At 67.1% G+C, this 18,340-nt stretch carries 17 protein-coding genes; 10 read left to right on the top strand and 7 right to left on the bottom strand.

The genetic code is table 11. The features are described from left to right. Nucleotides 1-6 precede the first annotated feature (6 nt). Genes nosZ through ACZ5YA_RS11295 form a run of 6 tightly spaced genes read left to right on the top strand, consistent with a single transcriptional unit; the run spans nt 7 to nt 6,471 of the window. Nucleotides 7-1,923, top strand: coding sequence for a TAT-dependent nitrous-oxide reductase (gene nosZ, locus ACZ5YA_RS11270; RefSeq protein ID WP_059372033.1), 1,917 nt, complete (start codon nt 7-9; stop codon nt 1,921-1,923). A gap of 29 nt (nt 1,924-1,952) precedes the next feature. Next, complete coding sequence (locus ACZ5YA_RS11275) at nt 1,953-3,224, top strand: nitrous oxide reductase family maturation protein NosD (protein ID WP_464092514.1); 1,272 nt, start codon at nt 1,953-1,955, stop codon at nt 3,222-3,224. Next, on the top strand, nt 3,221-4,123 hold the full coding sequence (locus ACZ5YA_RS11280; protein ID WP_059372029.1) for an ABC transporter ATP-binding protein: 903 nt from the start codon (nt 3,221-3,223) through the stop codon (nt 4,121-4,123). The genes ACZ5YA_RS11275 and ACZ5YA_RS11280 overlap by 4 nt, the downstream gene beginning before the upstream one ends. After that, on the top strand, nt 4,120-4,950 hold the full coding sequence (locus tag ACZ5YA_RS11285; RefSeq protein WP_059372027.1) for an ABC transporter permease: 831 nt from the start codon (nt 4,120-4,122) through the stop codon (nt 4,948-4,950). Before ACZ5YA_RS11280 ends, ACZ5YA_RS11285 begins: the two co-directional genes overlap by 4 nt. Next, nucleotides 4,947-5,447, top strand: coding sequence for a nitrous oxide reductase accessory protein NosL (locus ACZ5YA_RS11290; protein WP_059372025.1), 501 nt, complete (start codon nt 4,947-4,949; stop codon nt 5,445-5,447). The genes ACZ5YA_RS11285 and ACZ5YA_RS11290 overlap by 4 nt, the downstream gene beginning before the upstream one ends. A 25-nt stretch (nt 5,448-5,472) precedes the next feature. Then, a complete protein-coding gene (locus tag ACZ5YA_RS11295) occupies nt 5,473-6,471 on the top strand; it encodes an FAD:protein FMN transferase (RefSeq protein ID WP_464092515.1) in 999 nt (332 codons plus the stop codon). Nucleotides 6,472-6,538: 67 nt separating this feature from the next. Here ACZ5YA_RS11295 and ACZ5YA_RS11300 read toward each other — a convergent pair whose 3' ends face one another. Further along, complete coding sequence (locus ACZ5YA_RS11300) at nt 6,539-7,324, bottom strand: inositol monophosphatase family protein (protein ID WP_059372021.1); 786 nt, start codon at nt 7,322-7,324, stop codon at nt 6,539-6,541. A 130-nt stretch (nt 7,325-7,454) separates the two neighbouring features. Here ACZ5YA_RS11300 and ACZ5YA_RS11305 point away from each other — a divergent pair, with 130 nt between their 5' ends. Next, nucleotides 7,455-8,246 (top strand): RNA methyltransferase, encoded by a 792-nt coding sequence (locus ACZ5YA_RS11305; RefSeq protein WP_118934149.1) that lies wholly within the window; start codon nt 7,455-7,457, stop codon nt 8,244-8,246. A 66-nt stretch (nt 8,247-8,312) separates the two neighbouring features. Here ACZ5YA_RS11305 and ACZ5YA_RS11310 read toward each other — a convergent pair whose 3' ends face one another. Then, complete coding sequence (locus tag ACZ5YA_RS11310; RefSeq protein ID WP_013395179.1) at nt 8,313-9,302, bottom strand: Bug family tripartite tricarboxylate transporter substrate binding protein; 990 nt, start codon at nt 9,300-9,302, stop codon at nt 8,313-8,315. A 159-nt stretch (nt 9,303-9,461) separates the two neighbouring features. On the opposite strand from ACZ5YA_RS11310, the gene ACZ5YA_RS11315 reads away from it, so the two are divergent. Next, the gene (locus tag ACZ5YA_RS11315) at nt 9,462-10,223 is read left to right on the top strand and encodes an IclR family transcriptional regulator (protein WP_059372016.1); all 762 of its coding nucleotides are present in this window, start codon (nt 9,462-9,464) and stop codon (nt 10,221-10,223) included. A 73-nt stretch (nt 10,224-10,296) separates the two neighbouring features. On the opposite strand, the gene ACZ5YA_RS11320 is transcribed toward ACZ5YA_RS11315, so the two are convergent. The 5 genes from ACZ5YA_RS11320 to ACZ5YA_RS11340 all read right to left on the bottom strand — a co-directional run bounded on the left by ACZ5YA_RS11320 (nt 10,297) and on the right by ACZ5YA_RS11340 (nt 16,278). Further along, entirely contained in the window at nt 10,297-11,130 is an 834-nt protein-coding gene (locus ACZ5YA_RS11320; protein WP_280016441.1) for a mechanosensitive ion channel family protein, read from the bottom strand. Nucleotides 11,131-11,281: 151 nt separating this feature from the next. Beyond that, complete coding sequence (locus ACZ5YA_RS11325; protein WP_251882087.1) at nt 11,282-12,397, bottom strand: DUF1513 domain-containing protein; 1,116 nt, start codon at nt 12,395-12,397, stop codon at nt 11,282-11,284. After that, the gene (locus tag ACZ5YA_RS11330) at nt 12,387-13,475 is read right to left on the bottom strand and encodes an imelysin family protein (RefSeq protein ID WP_464092516.1); all 1,089 of its coding nucleotides are present in this window, start codon (nt 13,473-13,475) and stop codon (nt 12,387-12,389) included. Before ACZ5YA_RS11330 ends, ACZ5YA_RS11325 begins: the two co-directional genes overlap by 11 nt. Next, the gene (locus tag ACZ5YA_RS11335; RefSeq protein ID WP_464092517.1) at nt 13,475-14,983 is read right to left on the bottom strand and encodes a di-heme oxidoreductase family protein; all 1,509 of its coding nucleotides are present in this window, start codon (nt 14,981-14,983) and stop codon (nt 13,475-13,477) included. Before ACZ5YA_RS11335 ends, ACZ5YA_RS11330 begins: the two co-directional genes overlap by 1 nt. Next, nucleotides 14,980-16,278, bottom strand: coding sequence for an imelysin family protein (locus ACZ5YA_RS11340; protein ID WP_059372005.1), 1,299 nt, complete (start codon nt 16,276-16,278; stop codon nt 14,980-14,982). The genes ACZ5YA_RS11335 and ACZ5YA_RS11340 overlap by 4 nt, the downstream gene beginning before the upstream one ends. Before the next feature lie 219 nt (nt 16,279-16,497). Between ACZ5YA_RS11340 and ACZ5YA_RS11345 the strand changes: the two genes are divergently transcribed. Together ACZ5YA_RS11345 and ACZ5YA_RS11350 are read left to right on the top strand one after the other, a co-directional pair. Then, nucleotides 16,498-17,424, top strand: a complete 927-nt coding sequence (locus ACZ5YA_RS11345; protein WP_464092518.1) for a LysR family transcriptional regulator — start codon at nt 16,498-16,500, stop codon at nt 17,422-17,424. Between the two features lie 107 nt (nt 17,425-17,531). Beyond that, complete coding sequence (locus ACZ5YA_RS11350; RefSeq protein ID WP_223283329.1) at nt 17,532-18,332, top strand: class II aldolase/adducin family protein; 801 nt, start codon at nt 17,532-17,534, stop codon at nt 18,330-18,332. Nucleotides 18,333-18,340 lie beyond the last annotated feature (8 nt).

The raw sequence follows: 18,340 nt of genomic DNA on the forward strand, positions 1-18,340 counted from the left end.
TTATCCATGTCAGACAAGAATCCCGACAAGGCCGGCCTCACCCGCCGCAGCTTCCTCGGCACCGCAGCCATCACGGGCGCCGCCGGCCTGGTGGCGGGCGCACAGATCACCACCGCCCACGGCAAGGATGCGAAGGGCGGCGCCAATGGCGTGCTGGGCCACGTCGCGCCCGGCGAGCTGGACGAATACTATGCCTTCAACTCCAGCGGCCAGTCGGGCGAGGTGCGCGTGCTGGGGCTGCCCTCCATGCGCGAACTGGTGCGCATCCCCGTCTTCAACCATTGCAGCGCCACCGGCTGGGGCCGCACCAACGAAAGCCGCAAGATCCTGACCGAGGGCCTCACGCCCGAAACCCGCGAGTACCTGAAGGACAAGGGCGGCGTCTTCATCAACGGCGATGCGCATCACCCCCATCTGTCATTCACCGACCGCACCTACGACGGCCGCTACCTGTACATCAACGACAAGGCCAACAACCGCGTCGCCCGCATCCGTCTGGATGTGATGAAGACCGACAAGATCACCGAACTGCCCAACGTCTCCGGCGTGCACGGCCTGCGGCCGCAGCGCTACCCGCGCACGGGCTACGTCTTCGCCAATGGCGAGCACATCATCCCGCTGCCTAACGACGGCAAGGTGACGGACGATCCCAAGAAGAACTTCTTCGCCATCTACACCGCCCTGGACGGCGACACCATGAAGGTCGCCTGGCAGGTGCTGGTCGACGGCAACCTGGACAACGGCGACGCCGACTACCAGGGCAAGTACTCGTTCTCCACCTGCTACAACTCGGAGAAAGGCGTCACCGTGGAGGAAGCCTCGGCCAACGAGCAGGACTGGGTCGTGGTGTTCAACATCAAGCGCATCGAGGAAGCCGTCAAGAATGGCGACTTCAAGATGATGGGCGGCGTGCCTGTGGTCGACGGACGCCATGGTTCCAAGTACACCCGCTACATCCCGGTGCCGAACTCGCCGCACGGCTGCAACGCCGCGCCCGACGGCATCCACCTGGTGCTCAACGGCAAACTGTCGCCCACCGTCACGGTGCTGGACGTGCGCACACTGGACGATCTGTTCGACGACAAGATCAAGCCGCGCGACTGCGTGGTGGCCGAACCCCAGCTGGGCCTGGGACCGCTGCACACGGCGTTCGACGGCCGCGGCAACGCCTACACCACGCTGTTCATCGACAGCCAGATGGTCAAGTGGAACATCGATAAGGCCAAGCGCGCCTACAAGGGCGAAAAGGTCGATCCCATCATCCAGAAGCTGGACGTGCACTACCAGCCCGGCCACAACCACTCGACCATGGGCGAGACCCGCGAAGCCGACGGCAAATGGCTGGTATCGCTGAACAAGTTCTCGAAGGACCGCTTCCTGAACGTCGGCCCGCTCAAGCCCGAGAACGACCAGTTGATCGACATCTCCGGCGACGAGATGAAGCTGGTGCATGACGGCCCCAGCTTCGCCGAACCGCACGACATGTGCCTGGTGCACCGCTCCAAGGTCCATCCCGTGAGCGTCTGGAAGCGCGACGACCCGATGTGGGAAGACGCCCGCCAGATGGCCAAGAAGGACGGCGTTTCGCTGGACGACGCGGCCAAGGTCGTGCGCGACGGCAACAAGGTGCGCGTGTACATGATGGCGGTCGCGCCCATGTTCAGCCTCAAGAAGTTCGAGGTCAACCAGGGCGACGAGGTCACGGTGGTTGTCACGAACATGGAAGTGATCGAAGACCTGACGCACGGCTTCACGCTCGAAGGCCACGGCATCGCCATGGAGATCGGGCCGCAGGCCACCTCCTCGGTCACCTTCACGGCGGACCGGCCGGGCGTGTACTGGTACTACTGCCAGTGGTTCTGCCACGCGCTGCACATGGAGATGTCCGGCCAGATGGTCGTCCATCCCAAGAAGACCGCGTAGCGCTTATGAAGCTCGCCGCAATCCTTGGGATGAGCGCAAGCAGGGCCGTCGGCGCCGCGCTGCTGGCGGCCGCCGGGCTGGCGCTGCCGGGCGCGGCGCCCGCGGCGACCCTGGAGATCGCCGCGGGCGCCGACCTGGCGGCGGCGATCGCTTCCGCCGCGGCCGGCGACCTGCTGCGGCTGGCGCCCGGCTCCTACGCCGGCGGCATCGTCATCGACAAGCCGCTGACGCTGGAGGGTCCGCCCGACCGCTCTGCCATCATCGCCGGCACGCGCCAGGGGCGCACCGTCTGGGTCACGGCCGCGGACGTGTCGCTGCGCAACCTGACAGTCACGCGTTCCGGCCTCAGCCTGTCCGACATGGACGCCGGCATCTTCCTGGACCGCGAGGCGCACCGCGCACTGGTGGAGCGCAACGACGTCCTGGACAACCTCGTGGGCGTGCACGTCTGGGGGCCGGCCGACGCCACCGTCCGCGGCAACCGCATCGTGGGCAACAAGGAGCTGCGCGTGGCCGAGAGAGGCAACGGCGTGACGCTTTGGAACACCCCCGGCACACGCGTGCTGGACAACGACATATCCGCCGGCCGCGACGGCATCTTCGTCAACACCAGCAAGCTCAACACGTTCAGCGGCAACCGCTTCCACGACCTGCGCTATGCGGTGCACTACATGTACACCAACGACAGCGAGATCAGCGGCAACGTTTCGACCGGCACCGACATCGCCTACGCCATCATGTATTCGCACCGGCTGGTGGTGCGCGACAACGTCGCGCTGGACAGCCAAGAACAGGGCCTGATGCTGAACTACGCCAACCATTCCACCATCGCCAACAACACGGTGGACCGCGCCGGGAAATGCGTGTTCATCTACAACGCCAACCGCAATACCTTCCTGGACAACCGTTTCTCCAACTGCGACATCGGCGTGCATTTCACCGCCGGGTCCGAAGGCAACCGGATCTCGGGCAACGCCTTCATCAACAACCGCAATCAGGTGAAGTACGTGGGCACCCGGACGCTGGACTGGTCGGTGGACGGACGCGGCAATTACTGGAGCGACAACACCGCCTTCGACCTGGACGGCGACGGCATCGCCGACACCGCCTACCGGCCCAACGACGTGGTCGACCAGCTGCTGTGGCGCGCGCCGGCGGCCCGCATCCTGCTCAACAGCCCGTCGATTTCCATCGTGCGCTGGGCGCAATCGCAGTTTCCCGCCATCCTGCCCGGCGGCGTGATCGACAGCGCCCCGTTGATGCAGCCCCCGGCCACCGCAAGCACCAAGGAATCCCCATGAGCACCGACCTGGTGGCGCTTACCGGCGTCAGCAAGCACTATGGCTCGCAGCGGGCCATCGACGGCCTGGACCTGCAGCTGCGCGAAGGCGAATGCGTCGCGCTTGCCGGACACAATGGCGCCGGCAAGAGCACGATGATCAAGCTCATCCTGGGCCTGATACGTCCCACCCGCGGCCGCGTCGCGATCTTCGGCCAGGACGCCCACAGCCCCGCCGCGGCGCGCCTGCGCGGCCGGATCGGCTACCTGCCCGAGACCGTGGCGCTGCATCCGTCGATGACCGGCGAGGAAACCCTGGCGTTCTACGCCAGGCTCAAGCGCCAGCCGCTGTCGGGCAACGCCGCGCTGCTGGAGAAGGTCGGCATCGCCGGGGCCGCGCGCCGCCGCGTGGGCGGCTATTCCAAGGGCATGCGGCAGCGCCTGGCGCTGGCCCAGGCGCTGCTGGGCCAACCCCGCGTGCTGCTGTTCGACGAGCCCACCACGGGCCTGGACCCCGCCTCGCGCCTGATGTTCTACGACATCGTCCACGAACTGCGCGCGGCCGGCGCCACGATACTGCTAAGCACGCACGCCCTGTCTGAGCTGGCCGGACATGCCGACCGCATCGTCGTGATGAAGGCCGGAAAAAAGATCGCCGACGGCGCCATGTCGGCGCTGCGGCGCTCCACCGGGCTGCCCATCCGCATCCGCCTGACCTTTGCCGATGCCAGCGCGCCGCCTCCCGGCGGCGATTGGCGCCGCATTGATGCCGGACGCTTTGAACTCGCCTGCCCCGAGAGCGGCAAGGTCGAAGCGATCCGCGGCATCGGCGCGCTGTCGCCGGCCATCGCCGACCTCGACATCCAGGTCCCGGGCCTGGACGACATCTATGCACATCTGCTTGAACGGGAAGACGTATGAACGCGGTATGCACCATCATCGGCAAGGAAATCCGCGACGGCCTGCGCAATCGCTGGGTGCTGGCGACCGCCCTGCTGCTGGCCGCGCTGGCGCTGGCGCTGGGTCTTTTGGGCAGCTCGCCCACGGGCACGGTCAAGGCCGAACCGCTGACCGTCACGGTAGTCAGCCTGTCCAGCCTGTCCATCTTCCTGGTGCCGCTCATCGCCATGCTGCTGGCCTATGACGCCGTGGTCGGCGAAGTCGACCGTGGCACGATGGCGCTGCTGCTGAGCTATCCGGTGTCGCGCGGGCAGGTGCTGATCGGCAAATTCATCGGCCACCTGGCCATCCTGGCGCTGGCCACGGGCGCGGGCTACGGTTCGGCAGGCCTGGCACTGCAATGGGCCTACGGCGGCCTGGACGCCAGCGCATGGCAGCCGTTCGCCCTATTGATTGGCGCCAGCGTGCTGCTGGGCGCGAGCTTTCTCGCCATGGGCTATCTGATCAGCTCCCTGGTGCGCGAACGCGCCACCGCGGCCGGCATCGCCGTCGGCGTCTGGCTGTTCTTCGTGGTGATCTACGACATGGCGCTGCTGGGCGTGCTGGCGGCCGACCAGGGCCGCCACGTCAGCCCCGGCCTGCTCAACGCGCTGCTGCTGCTCAACCCGTCCGACGTATACCGCCTGCTCAACCTGACGGGCTTCGAGAATATTTCGCTATATGCCGGCATGGCGGGCGTGAGCGACCAGGCCAGCCTGCCGCTCGCCGCGCTGGTCGCCGCGCTGCTGCTGTGGATCGCCGTGCCGTTCCTGCTGGCGACCGCGGCCTTCAGGAACAAACCGCTATGAAACGCCTGCGACTCCTCCTGGCTGTCTCCACCTTGCTGCTGACCGCGGCCTGCGGCAGCGGCGCCGCGCCAGAAACCGCGCCCCCGCCGCAGGCCGTGACGACGGAGTCCGTCGGCCATTACTGCGGCATGGCGCTCAACGAGCACAACGGCCCCAAGGGACAGATATTCATCAAGGGACAGGCCGCGCCGGTCTGGTTCTCTTCGATCAAGCAGGTCTTCGCCTACACCCTGCTGCCCGAAGAACCCAAGGGCATCAGCGCCATCTACGTCAACGACATGTCCACCGCGGGCGCGGGCGGCGCGCCGGACCCGTCCGCCTGGATCGACGCGCGGCAGGCTTACTACGTCATCGAAGGGCGCTATATCGGCGGCATGGGCGCCGAAGACGCCATCCCCTTCTCCCGGCGCGATCATGCCCAGGCTTTCGCCGATACCCATGGCGGCCGCGTCGTCACCTTTGCCGACGTGCCGGAAAGCTATGTCTTCGCCCAATAGTCCGCGCCTCTACAGGCCTATCGCCATGAACCCTACCCGCCGCCGTTTCATCGGCATCGCCGCCGCAGCCAGCGCGCTGGCGCTGACGCCCGTCGCCGCGCGCCGCGCCGCCGCCTCGATCGCACCCGCCACCTGGCAAGGCACGGCGCTGGGGGCCGACGCCGAGCTGCGCCTCTACCATCCCGACACCGGCACGGCCCAGCGCCTGATCGCCCAGTCCTTGCAGGAACTGCGGCGGCTGGAAGCCATCTTCAGTCTGTATCGCGACGACAGCGCCCTCTCTGTCTTGAACCGCCAGGGCTTCCTGGACAGTCCGCCGGCCGACCTGCTGCGGCTCCTGAGCGAAAGCCGGCGCTACAGCGAACTGACCTCAGGCATGTTCGATCCCACCGTGCAGCCCTTGTGGCAGCTATATGCCGAACACTTCTCGCAGCCGGACGCTGCTGCTGACGGTCCCCCGCCCCAGGCCATCGCGCAGGCGCTGTCGCGCGTGTCCCATGCCGACGTGATGCTGGATGGCAACCGCATCGAACTGCTGCGGCCCGGCATGGGCATCACGCTCAACGGCATTGCCCAGGGCTACATCACCGACCGCGTCACCGACCTGCTCAGGCGCGGCGGGCTGGAGCGCGCACTGGTGGACATGGGCGAAATACAGGGGCTGGACAGCCGCGCTATCCCGCAAGCGTGGAAGGTCGGCATCGCCGATCCGCGCGACCCGGCGCGCCTGCTGGCAAGCGCAAGCATGACGAACCAGGCCCTGGCGACTTCCGGCGGCTATGGCACCGCCATCGACCCGGCGGGCCGGTACACGCATCTGTTCGATCCCCGCACCGGCCGCGCGCGCCCGCGATACCAGAGCGTGTCCGTCATGGCGCCTTCCGCCACCATGGCCGATGCCCTGTCGACGGCTTTCTCGCACATGCCGCTGGAAACGACGCAGGCGGTGGTGCGGGAGCTGGGGCTGCGTGCGTGGTTTGTGATGGAGGATGGGCAGTTGGTATTGCAGGGGCAGGCTGGCTGAGCCTACGCCCGCACATGAAAAAACCGGCCAATGGCCGGTTTTTTCATTCTGGCGGCAGCGTTCCGCTTCAAGCCGCCGAAGGCGGATTCAGCGAAGACAGCATCTGCGTGAAGATCTTGGGGCTGGCGGCCAGCACGTTGCCGCTGTCCATCCAGCCTTGTTCGCCGTCGAAGTCGGCGACCAGGCCGCCGGCTTCCAGCACCATCAGGCTGCCCGCGGCCAGGTCCCAGGCCTTCAGGCCCACGCCGCAGAAGCCGTCCAGGCGGCCGCAGGCCACGTAGGCCAGGTCCAGCACGGTGGAGCCCAGGCGGCGCACGCCGGTGCTGCCTTCGGCCATCTGGCGGAAACGCGCGGAGCCTTGTTCCGGATCGCCGGAGTTGGGCCAGTGCGCGCCCAGCAGCGCTTCGTGGTAGCGGGTACGGCCCGAGACGCGCACGCGGCGGTCGTTCAGGAAGGTACCGCTGCCACGGCTGGCCGTGAACAGTTCGTTGCGGCTCGGGTCATAGATGACCGCCTGCGTAACCTGGCCGCGCTGCGTCAGGGCGATGGACACGGCGTAGTTGGGCAGGCCGTGGATGAAGTTCGTGGTGCCGTCCAGGGGATCGATGATCCACTGGAATTCGGCCTGGTCGGGGCCTTGCAGGCCGAATTCCTCGCCCAGCACGGCGTGGTCTGGGTAAGCCGCGCGCAGCGTCTCGACGATGGACTCCTCGGCGGCGCGATCGACTTCCGTGACATAATCCCGCGGCCCCTTGCGAGCCACGCTGAGTCGTTCCAAATCCATGCTGGCACGGTTGATAATGGTGCCGGCACGCCGGGCCGCCTTGATGGCGATGTTGAGCATCGGGTGCATAAAATTCCGTACGAATGCGATGAGTTGGCTTGATGATAGGCCGCTTGCCGCCCCCCGGTCCGCCGTTCCCCGACAGGGGGAAATCGACCCAAAAAACCAGGAAGGCACTAAGCCAAACGTGCCATTTTAAATGACTCAAGCATTTTCACGTGTTCGCTTCGTTATGGTGAACCCCAGCCACCCCGGAAACGTGGGTTCGGCGGCCCGCGCCATCAAGACCATGGGCTTCTCCGAACTGGTCCTGGTCGAGCCTAAATTTCCAGATGTAACAAGCCAGCCGGAGGCCGTGGCGCTTGCCAGCGGCGCGCTGGACGTGCTGGAAAATGCCCGCATTTACGCATCCCTGGAAGAAGCGCTGGCGCCGGTCACCATGGCTTTCGCGCTGACCGCCAGGGTGCGCGACCTGGGTCCCCCGCCCTGCGACATCCGCCAGGCGGCCGAACTGGCCCGCGCCCACCTGGGCGAGACGGCCGAGGGCGTCGCGGCCGTGGTGCTGGGCACCGAACGCGCGGGGCTCACCAACGCCCAGATCGCGCTGTGCCAGCGCATCTGCCATATCCCCGCCAACCCCGAGTACAGCTCGCTGAACGTGGCCCAGGCCCTGCAGTTGGCCGCCTGGGAGCTGCGCTACGCGCTGCTGGTGGACCAGGGCGCGGCGCTGCTGCCGGCCTCCACCGCGCAAGAGGCGCCCCGCGGCGCGGCGCCGGCTTCCAGCGAGGCGGTGCAGGCCTTCCTGGCGCACTGGGAAGAAGCGCTGGTCGGCGTGCAGTTCCTGGACCCGGCCCACCCCAAGAAGCTGATGCCGCGCATGCGGCACCTGTACTCCCGCCTTGCGCTGAGCCGCGACGAGGTGGACATGATGCGCGGCGTATGCACCGCCATGCTGGCCACGGCGCGCCGCAACGGCGGGGCAAAAAAATAGGGGCGCAGGCTTACGCCTGTCCCCCAGCAAGGTTTGCCGGGCGGCTTGCCGCCCGGAAATCGAAAATCAGTCCACCTTGGCGCCCGAGGCCTTGACCACCGGGGCCCAGCCTTCCACTTCCGACTTGATGAACTGGCCGAATTCGGCCGGCGTCGTCTTCACGCCCACGGCGCCCAGCTTCTCGAAGCTGAGCTGCACTTCGGGCTTGTCCAGCGCCTTGACCATGGCCGCGTTGAGCTTGTTCACGACTTCCGGCGGCGTGCCGGCGGGCGCGATCAGGCCGAACCACGACGACACGTCGAAGTTGGCGAAACCGGATTCCTTCATGGTCGGCACGTCAGGCGCGCTCTTGGAGCGTTCCGTGGTGGTCACGGCCAGGGCGCGCAGCTTGCCCGATTGCACGTGGGGCCAGGCCGACGGCATGTTGTCGAACATGAACTGCACCTGGCCGCCGATGAGGTCGGTCACGGCAGGCGCGCTGCCCTTGTACGGCACGTGCAGCACGTCGATGCCGGTCTGCATCTTGAAAAGCTCGCCCGCCATGTGGATGGACGTGCCGCTACCGGACGAAGCGAACGCCAGCTTGCCGGGATTCTTCTTGGCGTAGTCCACCAGCTCCTGCACCGACTTCACGGGCACTTGCGGGTTCACCACCAGGATGTTCGGCACCTTGGCGCCCAGCGCCACCGGCGTGAAATCCTTGGTCAGGTCGAAATTGACGTTCTTGTACAGGGTCTGGTTGATGGCGCTGGTCACGGCCACGAACAGCAGCGTGTAGCCGTCGGGGTCTGCGCGCTTTACCTGGTCGGTAGCGATGTTGCTGCCGGCGCCGGGCTTGTTCTCGACCACGAAGGACTGGCCGAGGCTTTCAGTCAGTTCCTTGGCCATGATGCGGGCGATCACGTCAGTAGTGCCGCCGGCGGAAAAACCGACCACGATGCGGACGGGCTTGTCAGGGTAGGCGGCATGGGCCGAGCCCATTGCGAATGCGCTTGCGGCGGTAGCCAGAAGGGTGGCGGCGATACGCCGCAGTCCAGGCTTTTGACCTGTAGTCATAGAGTCTCCGTGCAGGTACTGTCCATCAAGTGGACGATTTGAATTGTTCGATGCAGCATTCTGAGCTATACACATGCACTGCATCAAGGTAGAGTCCACAGCACGGACAGTGGTTTTCCCTTGAATATTCCGTAATAACCCGAGTTTTCAGAGATTTTCATGCAAGATAGCGACGCCGCGGCCGCGGGTCCACGCACATTGCGGCGCGGGCTGGCCGTCCTGGCCGCCCTGCGCGACCAGGGTCCCGATGGCCTGAGCGTGACCGATATCGCCCGCCTCACGGGCATACAGCGCCCCACCATCTACCGTCTGCTGGCCGCCTTGCTGGACGCCGGACTGGTGCTGGCCGTGACCGGCACCAAGAAATACCGCGCCCAGCTGGCGGTGGACCCGGACACGCGCTCGCGCGATCCGCGCGTGCGCCAGTTGCTGCCCGTGCTGCGGCGCCTGGCCGACCGCACCGGCGACGCGGTCTTCCTGGTCGTGCGCGAAGATGACGATTCCATCAGCCTGCATCGCGAGATCGGCAGCTATCCGGTGCAGATCCTGGCCACCTACGCCGGCAAGCGCCAGCCGCTGGGCGTGGGGTCGGGCGGCATGGCCCTGCTGGCCGCCCTGCCCGACGACGTTGCGCGCGGCATCGTCGAGCGCAACTCGGGCCGGCTGGACGAATATGGCGGCATGACACCGCAAGAGATGTACCGCCTGATCGAAAACACCCGCGCCCGCGGCTATTCCGTGGTGGGCAACCACGCGGTGCGCGGCGCGCTGGGCGTGGGCTGCGCGCTGCTGGATGCCCAGGGCGCGCCGATCCTGGCGGTCAGCGTCACGGCCATCATCGACCGCATGCCTGCGCAACGCCAGCGCGAAATCGCCGGCTGGATCAAGAACGAACTCGCGCGCCTGTCGATGCAGGCCTGAGGTCTGCTGCCGCCAGCAAAAAAATGGGCGCCCATCGGGCGCCCATTGGCATTCCAGAGCAGACCGGCCTGCTTCAGGCCGCGGCGCCCGGCTTGGCGTTCTGGATCTCGCGCATGGGGATCGGCGGCTGGAAGCCCGCATCTTCCAGCGACTTGCGGATGTCCTGGTACAGGCCCCAGCGCAGGTCCCAGTACTTGGCAGACTCGGTCCATACCCGCACGTTCACGACGACGCCGTTTTCCTTGTAGTCGACCACCTTCACCAGCGGTTCAGGATCCTTCAGCGTTTCCGGACGCGCATCGACGATCGCGCGCAGCTTGGCCACCACGACTTCCAGGTTGTCGCCATAGCGCACCGGCACCGGGATATCCAGGCGACGCGTCTTGTTGCGGCTGTAGTTGGTGATGGTGGCGTTCCACACCGTGCTGTTGGGCAGGGTCAGATGAATGCCGTCGACCTGGATCAGGCGCGTCAGGAAGAGACCGACCTCTTCCACCGTGCCGTCCACGCCGGTGCTCAGCGCCACGTATTCGCCCGCGCGTATCGGGCGCAGAATCAGCAGCATGATGCCGGCGGCGATATTCTGCAGCGTGCCTTGCAAGGCCAGACCCACGGCCAGGCCGGCGGCGCCCAGCACCGCGATCAGGCTGGCCGTCTGGACCCCGAAGCGCGCCAGTACCGCAATCACGGTGAAGATGCGCACCGTCCAGACCACCGTGCTGTAGAACATGGGCACGATGGTGGGGTCGATCTTCTTGGAGCGCGTGGCGGCGCGGCGCACCCAGCTGCCCAGCAGCGATGACACCCACCAGCCGATGACGAGGATCAGCAGCGCAACCGCCAGATTGAGGCCCAGGTCGACCAGCTTGGGAGCCCAGGCGTTAAATTCTTTCAAGGCTTCTTCCATGGATACTCCTGCGGAAAAGTTGAGGCCGCGCAGCGTCCCGGCAACGGGCGCCTGGCGGCCTGAAAAAAGCAGCCGAAAACTTTATCAGATGGCGCTTGCGATAAGGGCCGCATCGCGGCCCCGTTGTGTCAAGCTTTGTAAGCAAACGGGATCAGACCCGCGCCGGGATCTTGCGGAAATGATTGTCCCAGGACACCTCGCGCGACGGCGCCAGCACGGGCTGCTCCTTGCCGGACGCGTCAATGCGCAGCATCGCTCCCAGGCCGCTGCTCAGCAGGAAGCCGTCTCCGGCGGCCGGCGCCACGCCGCAGCCGTCGGCCAGTTCGGTCGTGCCCAGGCAACGGCCGCTGGCCGCGTCCCAGTAGATCACCTGTCCGCCTACCGGGCTGGACGTGGCGACCACGCCGCCCGCGGTATCCACGGCCACCGAGCCGACGTAGTTGCGCATCTGGCGCAAGGCTGGCGCCGGCCCTTCGAACAGTTCCAGCTGCGCGCCGCGCCTGTGCCGACCCACCAGCGCCGGCCGGTCCGCGGCCGGACCCATGTACTGGCAGCCGAACCAGACGCAGCCGTCGGCAGTCAGCGCGAGGTGGCGGATGGACAGGCGATGCAAAGCGGGCTCCAGCTCCACTCTCTCCAGCAGCTCGCCGCTGGCCGCGTCGATATAGGCCAGCGAGGGCCGCATCGTGTCCAGGTTGAGTTCCAGCTTGCCGTAGTCGGGATGCGTGAGGATGCCGCCATTGGCGACGCATAGCGTCTTGCCGTCGGGCATCAGCACGACCTCGTGCGGACCGATGCCGCCGCTGTCGAATTCGCCGATGCGGCGGTACGCGCCGCCGGGCGAGGCGTCGTACAGCCCCAGCACGCCCCGGCCCGCTACAAAATCGTTCTCGGTGGCGGCCAGCAGCCGGCCGCCGTCCACGTAGGCGCCATGGCCGAAGAAGTGGCGCTCTTCGTGCATGGGCAAGGCCTGGGGCTCGCCCCCGCGCAGCGAAAACGCCAGCGCGAAGAAGCCCGGCTGGCGGCCGAAGACGACCGCGCGTTCCCCCGCGGCATCGATGGCGAAGCTGTGGCCGCGCGCGGGCATCGGCACCACCAGCCGATCGTGTCCCGCTTCATCCAGCAGCGCGGTTTCGTCGCGCCCGCCGCGCTTGCGCGCGCTCAGGTACAGGACATCGCCGTCCTTGGGCGCAGCCGCCAACGCAGCCGCCGGGGCCAGGCCCAGCGCGGCCGCGAGCGACAGGAAGCGGCGCCGGTCAATCACCATCGAGCGCATTGAAGCCGATCGTGACGCCCAGGGCCGGCGCCAGATTCTCGTCAACGATGGCCTTGGCGTTCTTGAGGGTCAACGCCGCCAAAGTCAGTTGTTGGCGCCCTTCTTCCTGCGCCAGCGCCTGCTCCAGCGGCTGCGGCACGTCCAGCAGCACGCGCGCCGCGCTCGCCAGTTCACCGCGCACGGACTCGGCCATCCAGGCGTCGCCCTTGGGCAGCGCATAGGCCCCCGCCTGATAGAAAGCCTGCAGCCCGTCCAGATTGGCCGCCAGCAGGCGCGTGGACAACTGGCTGCGCCAGAATGCAGCGCGCTTGGGCCGCGCCGCTTCCGGCGTATCGCCCAGCACGGGCAGGATCTTCACGTCGCGCGCAAACTGCAGCCCGGTGGATAGGGACTTCATGGCCTCGGCCGCGATTTCCTGTTGATCGCGGTACAGGTCGTTGCCCGCCTTGGGTTGCGCGAACTGCCGGCCGAAATCGCCCTCGGCGCTCCAGGCCTGGGCTACATCGCGCGTGATCTGCCTGACGTTGGCGGCCACCGCCCGGGCGTAATCGCAGGCGTAGGCGTCGACCTGCCCGCCATCCTGCCGCAGCAAGGCCGGCTCGCCGTACAGCACGTATTCCAACGCGGGCAGGCCCTGCACGGCCACGCTGCGTCCCGCCAGGGCGCCGGGCACGAGCAAGGCGCCGTCCTGCGCGGCGATCAGCGCCTGCACCTGCTTCGGCATCACGCCGCGCGTATCGGGCCAGAAGGCCAGGCGCTCGTAGCGGTTGGCCTGCACCAGAGGGCCAAAGCGCAGGAACTCGACGCCCGACCAGGCCAGCGCCAGGTCCTCGAACGCCTGCTTGACGCGCGCCGCGTTGGCCGCGCCGGGCTGCGCGCACCAGCCGCCCAAGGCGCCGTCCAGCGCCGAGGCCGCGTCCGCCATTTTCGCTACCGCCGGCCGCGCGTAATCGCGCGCCAGACGCTCGCCAAGATCCGCGGGCGGCGCGGCCTGCGCGGCCCAGGACGTGATGCCGCCCAGCACCGCAGCCGCGGCCAGTTTCAATACACGCGGGGCTATTGCAGCCATCACAGCGACTCCAGGAAACGGATGAGATCGGCGCGTTCTTCCGGCGTCATTGCCACCACGCGGTCGCGCGCGGGCTTGGCCTCGCCGCCATGCCACAGCACGGCCTCCAGCAAGGTGCGCGCGCGTCCGTCATGCAGCCAGGTGGCATTGGGGTTCACGGTCTTGGTCAGGCCTATGCCCCACAGCGGCGGCGTGCGCCATTCGCGGCCATTGGCCAGGCCGTCCGACACGCCGTCGGCCAGATCGTCGCCCATGTCGTGCACCAGCATGTCGGTGTAGGGCCAGATCAGCTGGAAGCGGTGCTCGGACTGCTTGGCGTTGCGGCTGGTGACGTACTTGGGCACGTGGCAGGCGACGCAATTGGCTTCGTAAAACAGCTTCTTGCCGGCCAACACCCGCGCATCGTCGGCGTCTCGGCGCTGCGGCACGGCAAGGTTGGTGGAATAGATGGTGACGAAGTCCATCAGCTTTGCCGGCACTTCCTCGGGGCCGAAGCGCGGCTGCGCGCCGTGCGGCATGTCGAGGCACTGCTTCTGCGAGGGCGTGCAGTCGCCGGAATGCTGGGGAAACAAGGGCGTGGACAGCCCCATGTCGTTGGAAAACGCCGCGGCGCTCTGCTGCTCGACCGTGGGTTGGCCGGCCTTCAGGTTGAAGCGCCCCAGCACACGCGCGCCGGTGCGCACGTCGGTGACCCAGTTGGCCTTGCCGACGATGCCGTCGCGCTTGTCCGCGCCCACGTTGGCCAGGATGTCGGCTTGGTGGATGGATTCCAGCAGACCCAGGCCGATCATGGGTGGCGCCAGGCGCGGCGAGATCTGCGTGTCCGCGCGCATCGGACCATAGCCGAGATTCTCGATGCGGTAGGCGGGCTTCATCAGCGTGACGGTTTCACCGCCGTTAAGCGCGACCGGGACCGGCTGGTACTCGATCTCCATGCGGCCTTCGGCGGGCAGGCCCGCGACCGCGAAGTTCTGCAGCTGCACGCCGTAAACGGGTTCGGGCAAGGCCGCGATCTCGCCCGGCGCGAGCTTGGGGTGACCGCGATCGGCGCCCTGCGGCACCGCCAGGCGCAGCAACAGCGCCACCGCGTCGGTACGTTCCAAAGGATCGAAGCCCGGCACCGTGCCGCGTCCGTCCTTGGTATGACAGGCCTGGCAGGAACGCGCATTGAACAGCGGCCCCAGGCCGTCCGAGGCTTGCGTGGAAGCCGGCGCCGAGACCCAGTCCTTGCGGAACAGGCCGTTGCCGACCTGGAATTCCTGGCGCCCCTCAAAGCTCATGTTGGCCGACGGCTGCGAAAAAATGTCGGCGTTGATGAGCTTGTTGGTGGTGGCGGCGCCCGCCTGCATGGTCTCGAAGGTCTCGACCTTCGAGAAATCGCGCGTGGGCGCGGTGATGGCGGTCACGCGCTTCAGGTCTTCGGGCGTGAGGTCGTCACGCCCGGTCGGAGCGGCGGCGGCGCCGGCATGCGCCGACGCCGCCAGTACGGCGGCTAAAACGAGTTTCACTTGAATACGGCGTCAGGTTTGTCCAGGCTGTCGGAACCTTCGATGGCGACCTTGCCCAGGTCCAGCAAGGCGATCACGCGCTCCAGGCTGCGGGTCTGGTCGACCAGGCGGTCGATGGCGGCCTGCACCACGGCATTGCCTTCCTTGTTGCCGTCCGAAATCATCTGGTCGTAGGTTTCGACCGTTTCGGCGCGCGTCTTCATCGCCTGCATGGCGGCCACGGTGGCGTCCAGCTTGGCGCGCACTTCGGCGTCCAGCTTGGGATCGCGGGCCTTCACCAGTTCCGACAGGCTGGCGCCCGAGACGGTCTTGCCGTCGATACGGGTGTAGCTGCCCAGGTAGACGTTGCGGATGCCGATCTGGTCGTAATAGTGCGAGTTGTGCGTGTTGTCCGAGAAGCAGTCATGCTCTTCTTCGGGATCATGCAGCATCAGGCCCAGCTTCATGCGTTCGCCGGCCAGCTCGCCGTAGGACAGGCTGCCCAGCCCGGTCAGCATGGCGATCAGGCCCGCCTTGGGATCTTCTTCGACGGCCTTGCGCGCGGCGCCGTCCTTCTTCCAGTTGCCGACCATCTCTTCCAGGTCCGTCACCAGCAGGTCGGTCACGGCCTTCAGGAACTGCACGCGGCGCTCGCAATGGCCGCCCGTGCACTGCTTGGGATCGAAATCGGTGTGCGGACGGTTGCCGGCGTGGCGTTCCTGCGGCGTGCCCTTGCGGTCGGCGGGCGCGGGGCCGGTGCCGTTCAGGTCCTGGCCCCACAGCAGGAATTCGATGGCGTGGTAGCCCGTGGCCACGTTGGCTTCGTTGCCGTCGGCTTCGTGCAGCACTTCAGACAGCAGCTGGGGCGTGATCTTGCTGACGTCGACGGTCTTGCCGCCCACCGAGATCTTGGAATTGGCGATGACGTTGACCGCGTAGTAGGCGTTCTCGTCGTTTTCCGTGCCATAGGACGCGTCGACGTAGTCGATCAGGCCTTCGTCCAGCGGCCAGGCGTTCACGCGGCCTTCCCAGTCGTCGACGATGGGGTTGCCGAAGCGGTAGGCCTCGGTCTGCTGGTAAGGCACGCGCGCCGCCAGCCAGGCCTCGCGCGCGGCCTTCAGCGTGTCGGCGCTGGGCTTGGCGATCAGGGCGTCGATGGCGGTGCGCAGGGCCCGGGCGGAAGTCAGCGAGTCTTCGTAGCCAGCCAGCGCCAGATCCGAATACGTGGCGACCACGGCCTTGGGCTCGGCCGCAGCCTGGGCCGTCCCCCCGAACACCGCAGCGGCCAAAACCGCTCCCAACAGCAACTTGCGCATCGACTTTCTCCCGTAACTCGAACGGCACCCGCCCCCACGGCGGTCCGCTCAACCTCGAATTTTGAGGATGAGAGTGTAAACAATTTTCGTTTGTCATTCAGAATAAAGTCAGATACCTGACATTTCTTTGAACCGCCAGCCCCGTTTTCCCGGAGGCGGCAAGGCCGCATGCGCACGCCGCTGCGACTACTATCCCCTACTCCCCTCCCGTCATGCGCCATGGAACTCCGCCAACTCCGCTACTTCGTCCGCGTCGTTGAACTGGGCAGCATCGGCCGCGCCGCGCGCGAGCTGGAGGTGGTCGCCTCGGCGCTCAGCCAGCAGATCAGCCGTCTGGAAAGCGAGCTGGCCACGCGGCTGCTGGTGCGCACGCCCACTGGCGTGGTGCCGACGCCGGCGGGCACGGCATTCCTGCGGCAGGCGCAACTGACCTTGCGGCACGCGGAAAACGCAGTGACGGCCGCGCGCGAGGCGCGGCTGGCCGGCATGGTCAGCGTCGGCTTCGCACCGACCACCGCATCGGTGCTGGCCAGGCCCTTCTACGCGGCCATGGCCGAACGCTATCCGAACGTGCGGCTGCATCTGGTCGAGGGCTTGTCGGGCAACCTGGGCGAACTGCTGACGGGGCGGCGCCTCGACCTGGCCGTGCTGTTCCAGAACGACAGCAGCCAGGGCCGCAGCGCCATCCCGGTGCTGGACGAACGGCTGTTCCTGCTGGCGCGCCGCGGCATGGTCACCCTGCCCGACGGCGAGCCCATCACCATGGCGCAACTGGGCAGCCTGCCGCAAGCCGTAACCAGCAAGGCCCACGGCCTGCGGGCCTGGGTCGAGGCCGCCTTCGAACGGGCCGGCGTCGAACCCTGGATCGGCGTCGAGGTCGACGGCCTGACCACGCTGATGGATCTGGTGCAGGCCAACGCGCTGGCCACCATCCAGCCCGGCGCGGCGGTGGCCCGGGTGGAGTCCGGACTGCTGAGCATGCACCCCATCGACGATCCCTTCCTGTTCCGCCGCAACCTGGTGTATTGCATCAACGACGAGGAACTTTCGCCGGCGGCATTGGCCGCGCGGGTGGTGCTGCTGGACGTGATGCGCGCCCTGGTGCGCAACGGCGGCTGGCCGGGGGCAACCCTTCTCGATTCGTGATGCCCCCATGCCTGGGCCGGGGCTAGGCCCGCCCCCATCCCGCCGATAAATTGCCAGGCATGGATGCCGCGGCATGGTGCGGCGGCAATGGAGCTTCACGAATTCCGATGACCACTGACACTCACGCCGGGGGACGCCTGCGCATTGCCTCGATGCGTCCGCATTGCACCGAGGCGGAATGGAAAGCGCGCGTCGACCTGGCGGCCTGCTACCGCCTGGTCGAGATCTACGGCATGGCCGACATGATGGCCAACCACATCTCGGCGCGCGTGCCCGGCGAAGACAACGCCTTCCTGATCAACCCCTACGGCATGATGTACGAGGAGATCACGGCGTCCAGCCTGATCAAGGTGGACCTGGACGGCACCATCCTGGCCCGGCCCGACTTCGGCGAATTGGACTACGGCATCAACAAGGCCGGCTATGTCATCCACAGCGCGGTCCACGCCCATCGCCACGAAGTGGACTGCGTGATCCACACCCACAGCTGGGCCTCGATGGCCGTGTCCTCGCTGGAATGCGGGCTGCTGCCGCTGACCCAGACCGCCATGCGCTTCCTGAAGATCGGCTATCACGACTACCAGGGCGTTGTGCTGGGCGTCGAGGAACAGGCCTCGCTGCTGGCCGACCTGGGCCAGGGCGAAGCGCTCATCCTGCGCAACCACGGCGCCCTTACCGTGGGACGCAGCGTGGGCGAAGCCTTCAACTGGATGCACCGCCTGGAACTGGCCTGCCGTTCGCAGCTGGCGGCCATGGCGACGGGATCGCCGCTGCAGGCCGTGGCCGCGCCGGTTTTGCAGGAAACCTGGAACAACTACCAGCCCGGCACGCGCCGGCCCTATGGAGTGATGGAGTGGCCCGCCTTGCTGCGCAAGCTGGACCGGCAGGACCCGAGCTACCGCGACTGAGTTTTTCG

The sequence above is a fragment of the Achromobacter sp. JCM 18799 genome (assembly GCF_055395645.1).

Excerpts from the sequence above, each read along its gene's own strand:
- ACZ5YA_RS11305 (WP_118934149.1), top strand. The coding sequence starts at position 7,455 with ATGACTCAAGCATTTTCACGTGTTCGCTTCGTTATGGTGAACCCCAGC.
- ACZ5YA_RS11310 (WP_013395179.1), bottom strand. The coding sequence starts at position 9,302 with ATGACTACAGGTCAAAAGCCTGGACTGCGGCGTATCGCCGCCACCCTT.
- ACZ5YA_RS11275 (WP_464092514.1), top strand. The coding sequence starts at position 1,953 with ATGAGCGCAAGCAGGGCCGTCGGCGCCGCGCTGCTGGCGGCCGCCGGG.
- ACZ5YA_RS11315 (WP_059372016.1), top strand. The coding sequence starts at position 9,462 with ATGCAAGATAGCGACGCCGCGGCCGCGGGTCCACGCACATTGCGGCGC.
- ACZ5YA_RS11330 (WP_464092516.1), bottom strand. The coding sequence starts at position 13,475 with ATGGCTGCAATAGCCCCGCGTGTATTGAAACTGGCCGCGGCTGCGGTG.
- ACZ5YA_RS11285 (WP_059372027.1), top strand. The coding sequence starts at position 4,120 with ATGAACGCGGTATGCACCATCATCGGCAAGGAAATCCGCGACGGCCTG.
- ACZ5YA_RS11280 (WP_059372029.1), top strand. The coding sequence starts at position 3,221 with ATGAGCACCGACCTGGTGGCGCTTACCGGCGTCAGCAAGCACTATGGC.
- ACZ5YA_RS11340 (WP_059372005.1), bottom strand. The coding sequence starts at position 16,278 with ATGCGCAAGTTGCTGTTGGGAGCGGTTTTGGCCGCTGCGGTGTTCGGG.
- ACZ5YA_RS11325 (WP_251882087.1), bottom strand. The coding sequence starts at position 12,397 with ATGGTGATTGACCGGCGCCGCTTCCTGTCGCTCGCGGCCGCGCTGGGC.
- ACZ5YA_RS11290 (WP_059372025.1), top strand. The coding sequence starts at position 4,947 with ATGAAACGCCTGCGACTCCTCCTGGCTGTCTCCACCTTGCTGCTGACC.
- ACZ5YA_RS11300 (WP_059372021.1), bottom strand. The coding sequence starts at position 7,324 with ATGCACCCGATGCTCAACATCGCCATCAAGGCGGCCCGGCGTGCCGGC.
- ACZ5YA_RS11350 (WP_223283329.1), top strand. The coding sequence starts at position 17,532 with ATGACCACTGACACTCACGCCGGGGGACGCCTGCGCATTGCCTCGATG.
- ACZ5YA_RS11295 (WP_464092515.1), top strand. The coding sequence starts at position 5,473 with ATGAACCCTACCCGCCGCCGTTTCATCGGCATCGCCGCCGCAGCCAGC.
- ACZ5YA_RS11320 (WP_280016441.1), bottom strand. The coding sequence starts at position 11,130 with ATGGAAGAAGCCTTGAAAGAATTTAACGCCTGGGCTCCCAAGCTGGTC.
- ACZ5YA_RS11345 (WP_464092518.1), top strand. The coding sequence starts at position 16,498 with ATGGAACTCCGCCAACTCCGCTACTTCGTCCGCGTCGTTGAACTGGGC.
- nosZ (WP_059372033.1), top strand. The coding sequence starts at position 7 with ATGTCAGACAAGAATCCCGACAAGGCCGGCCTCACCCGCCGCAGCTTC.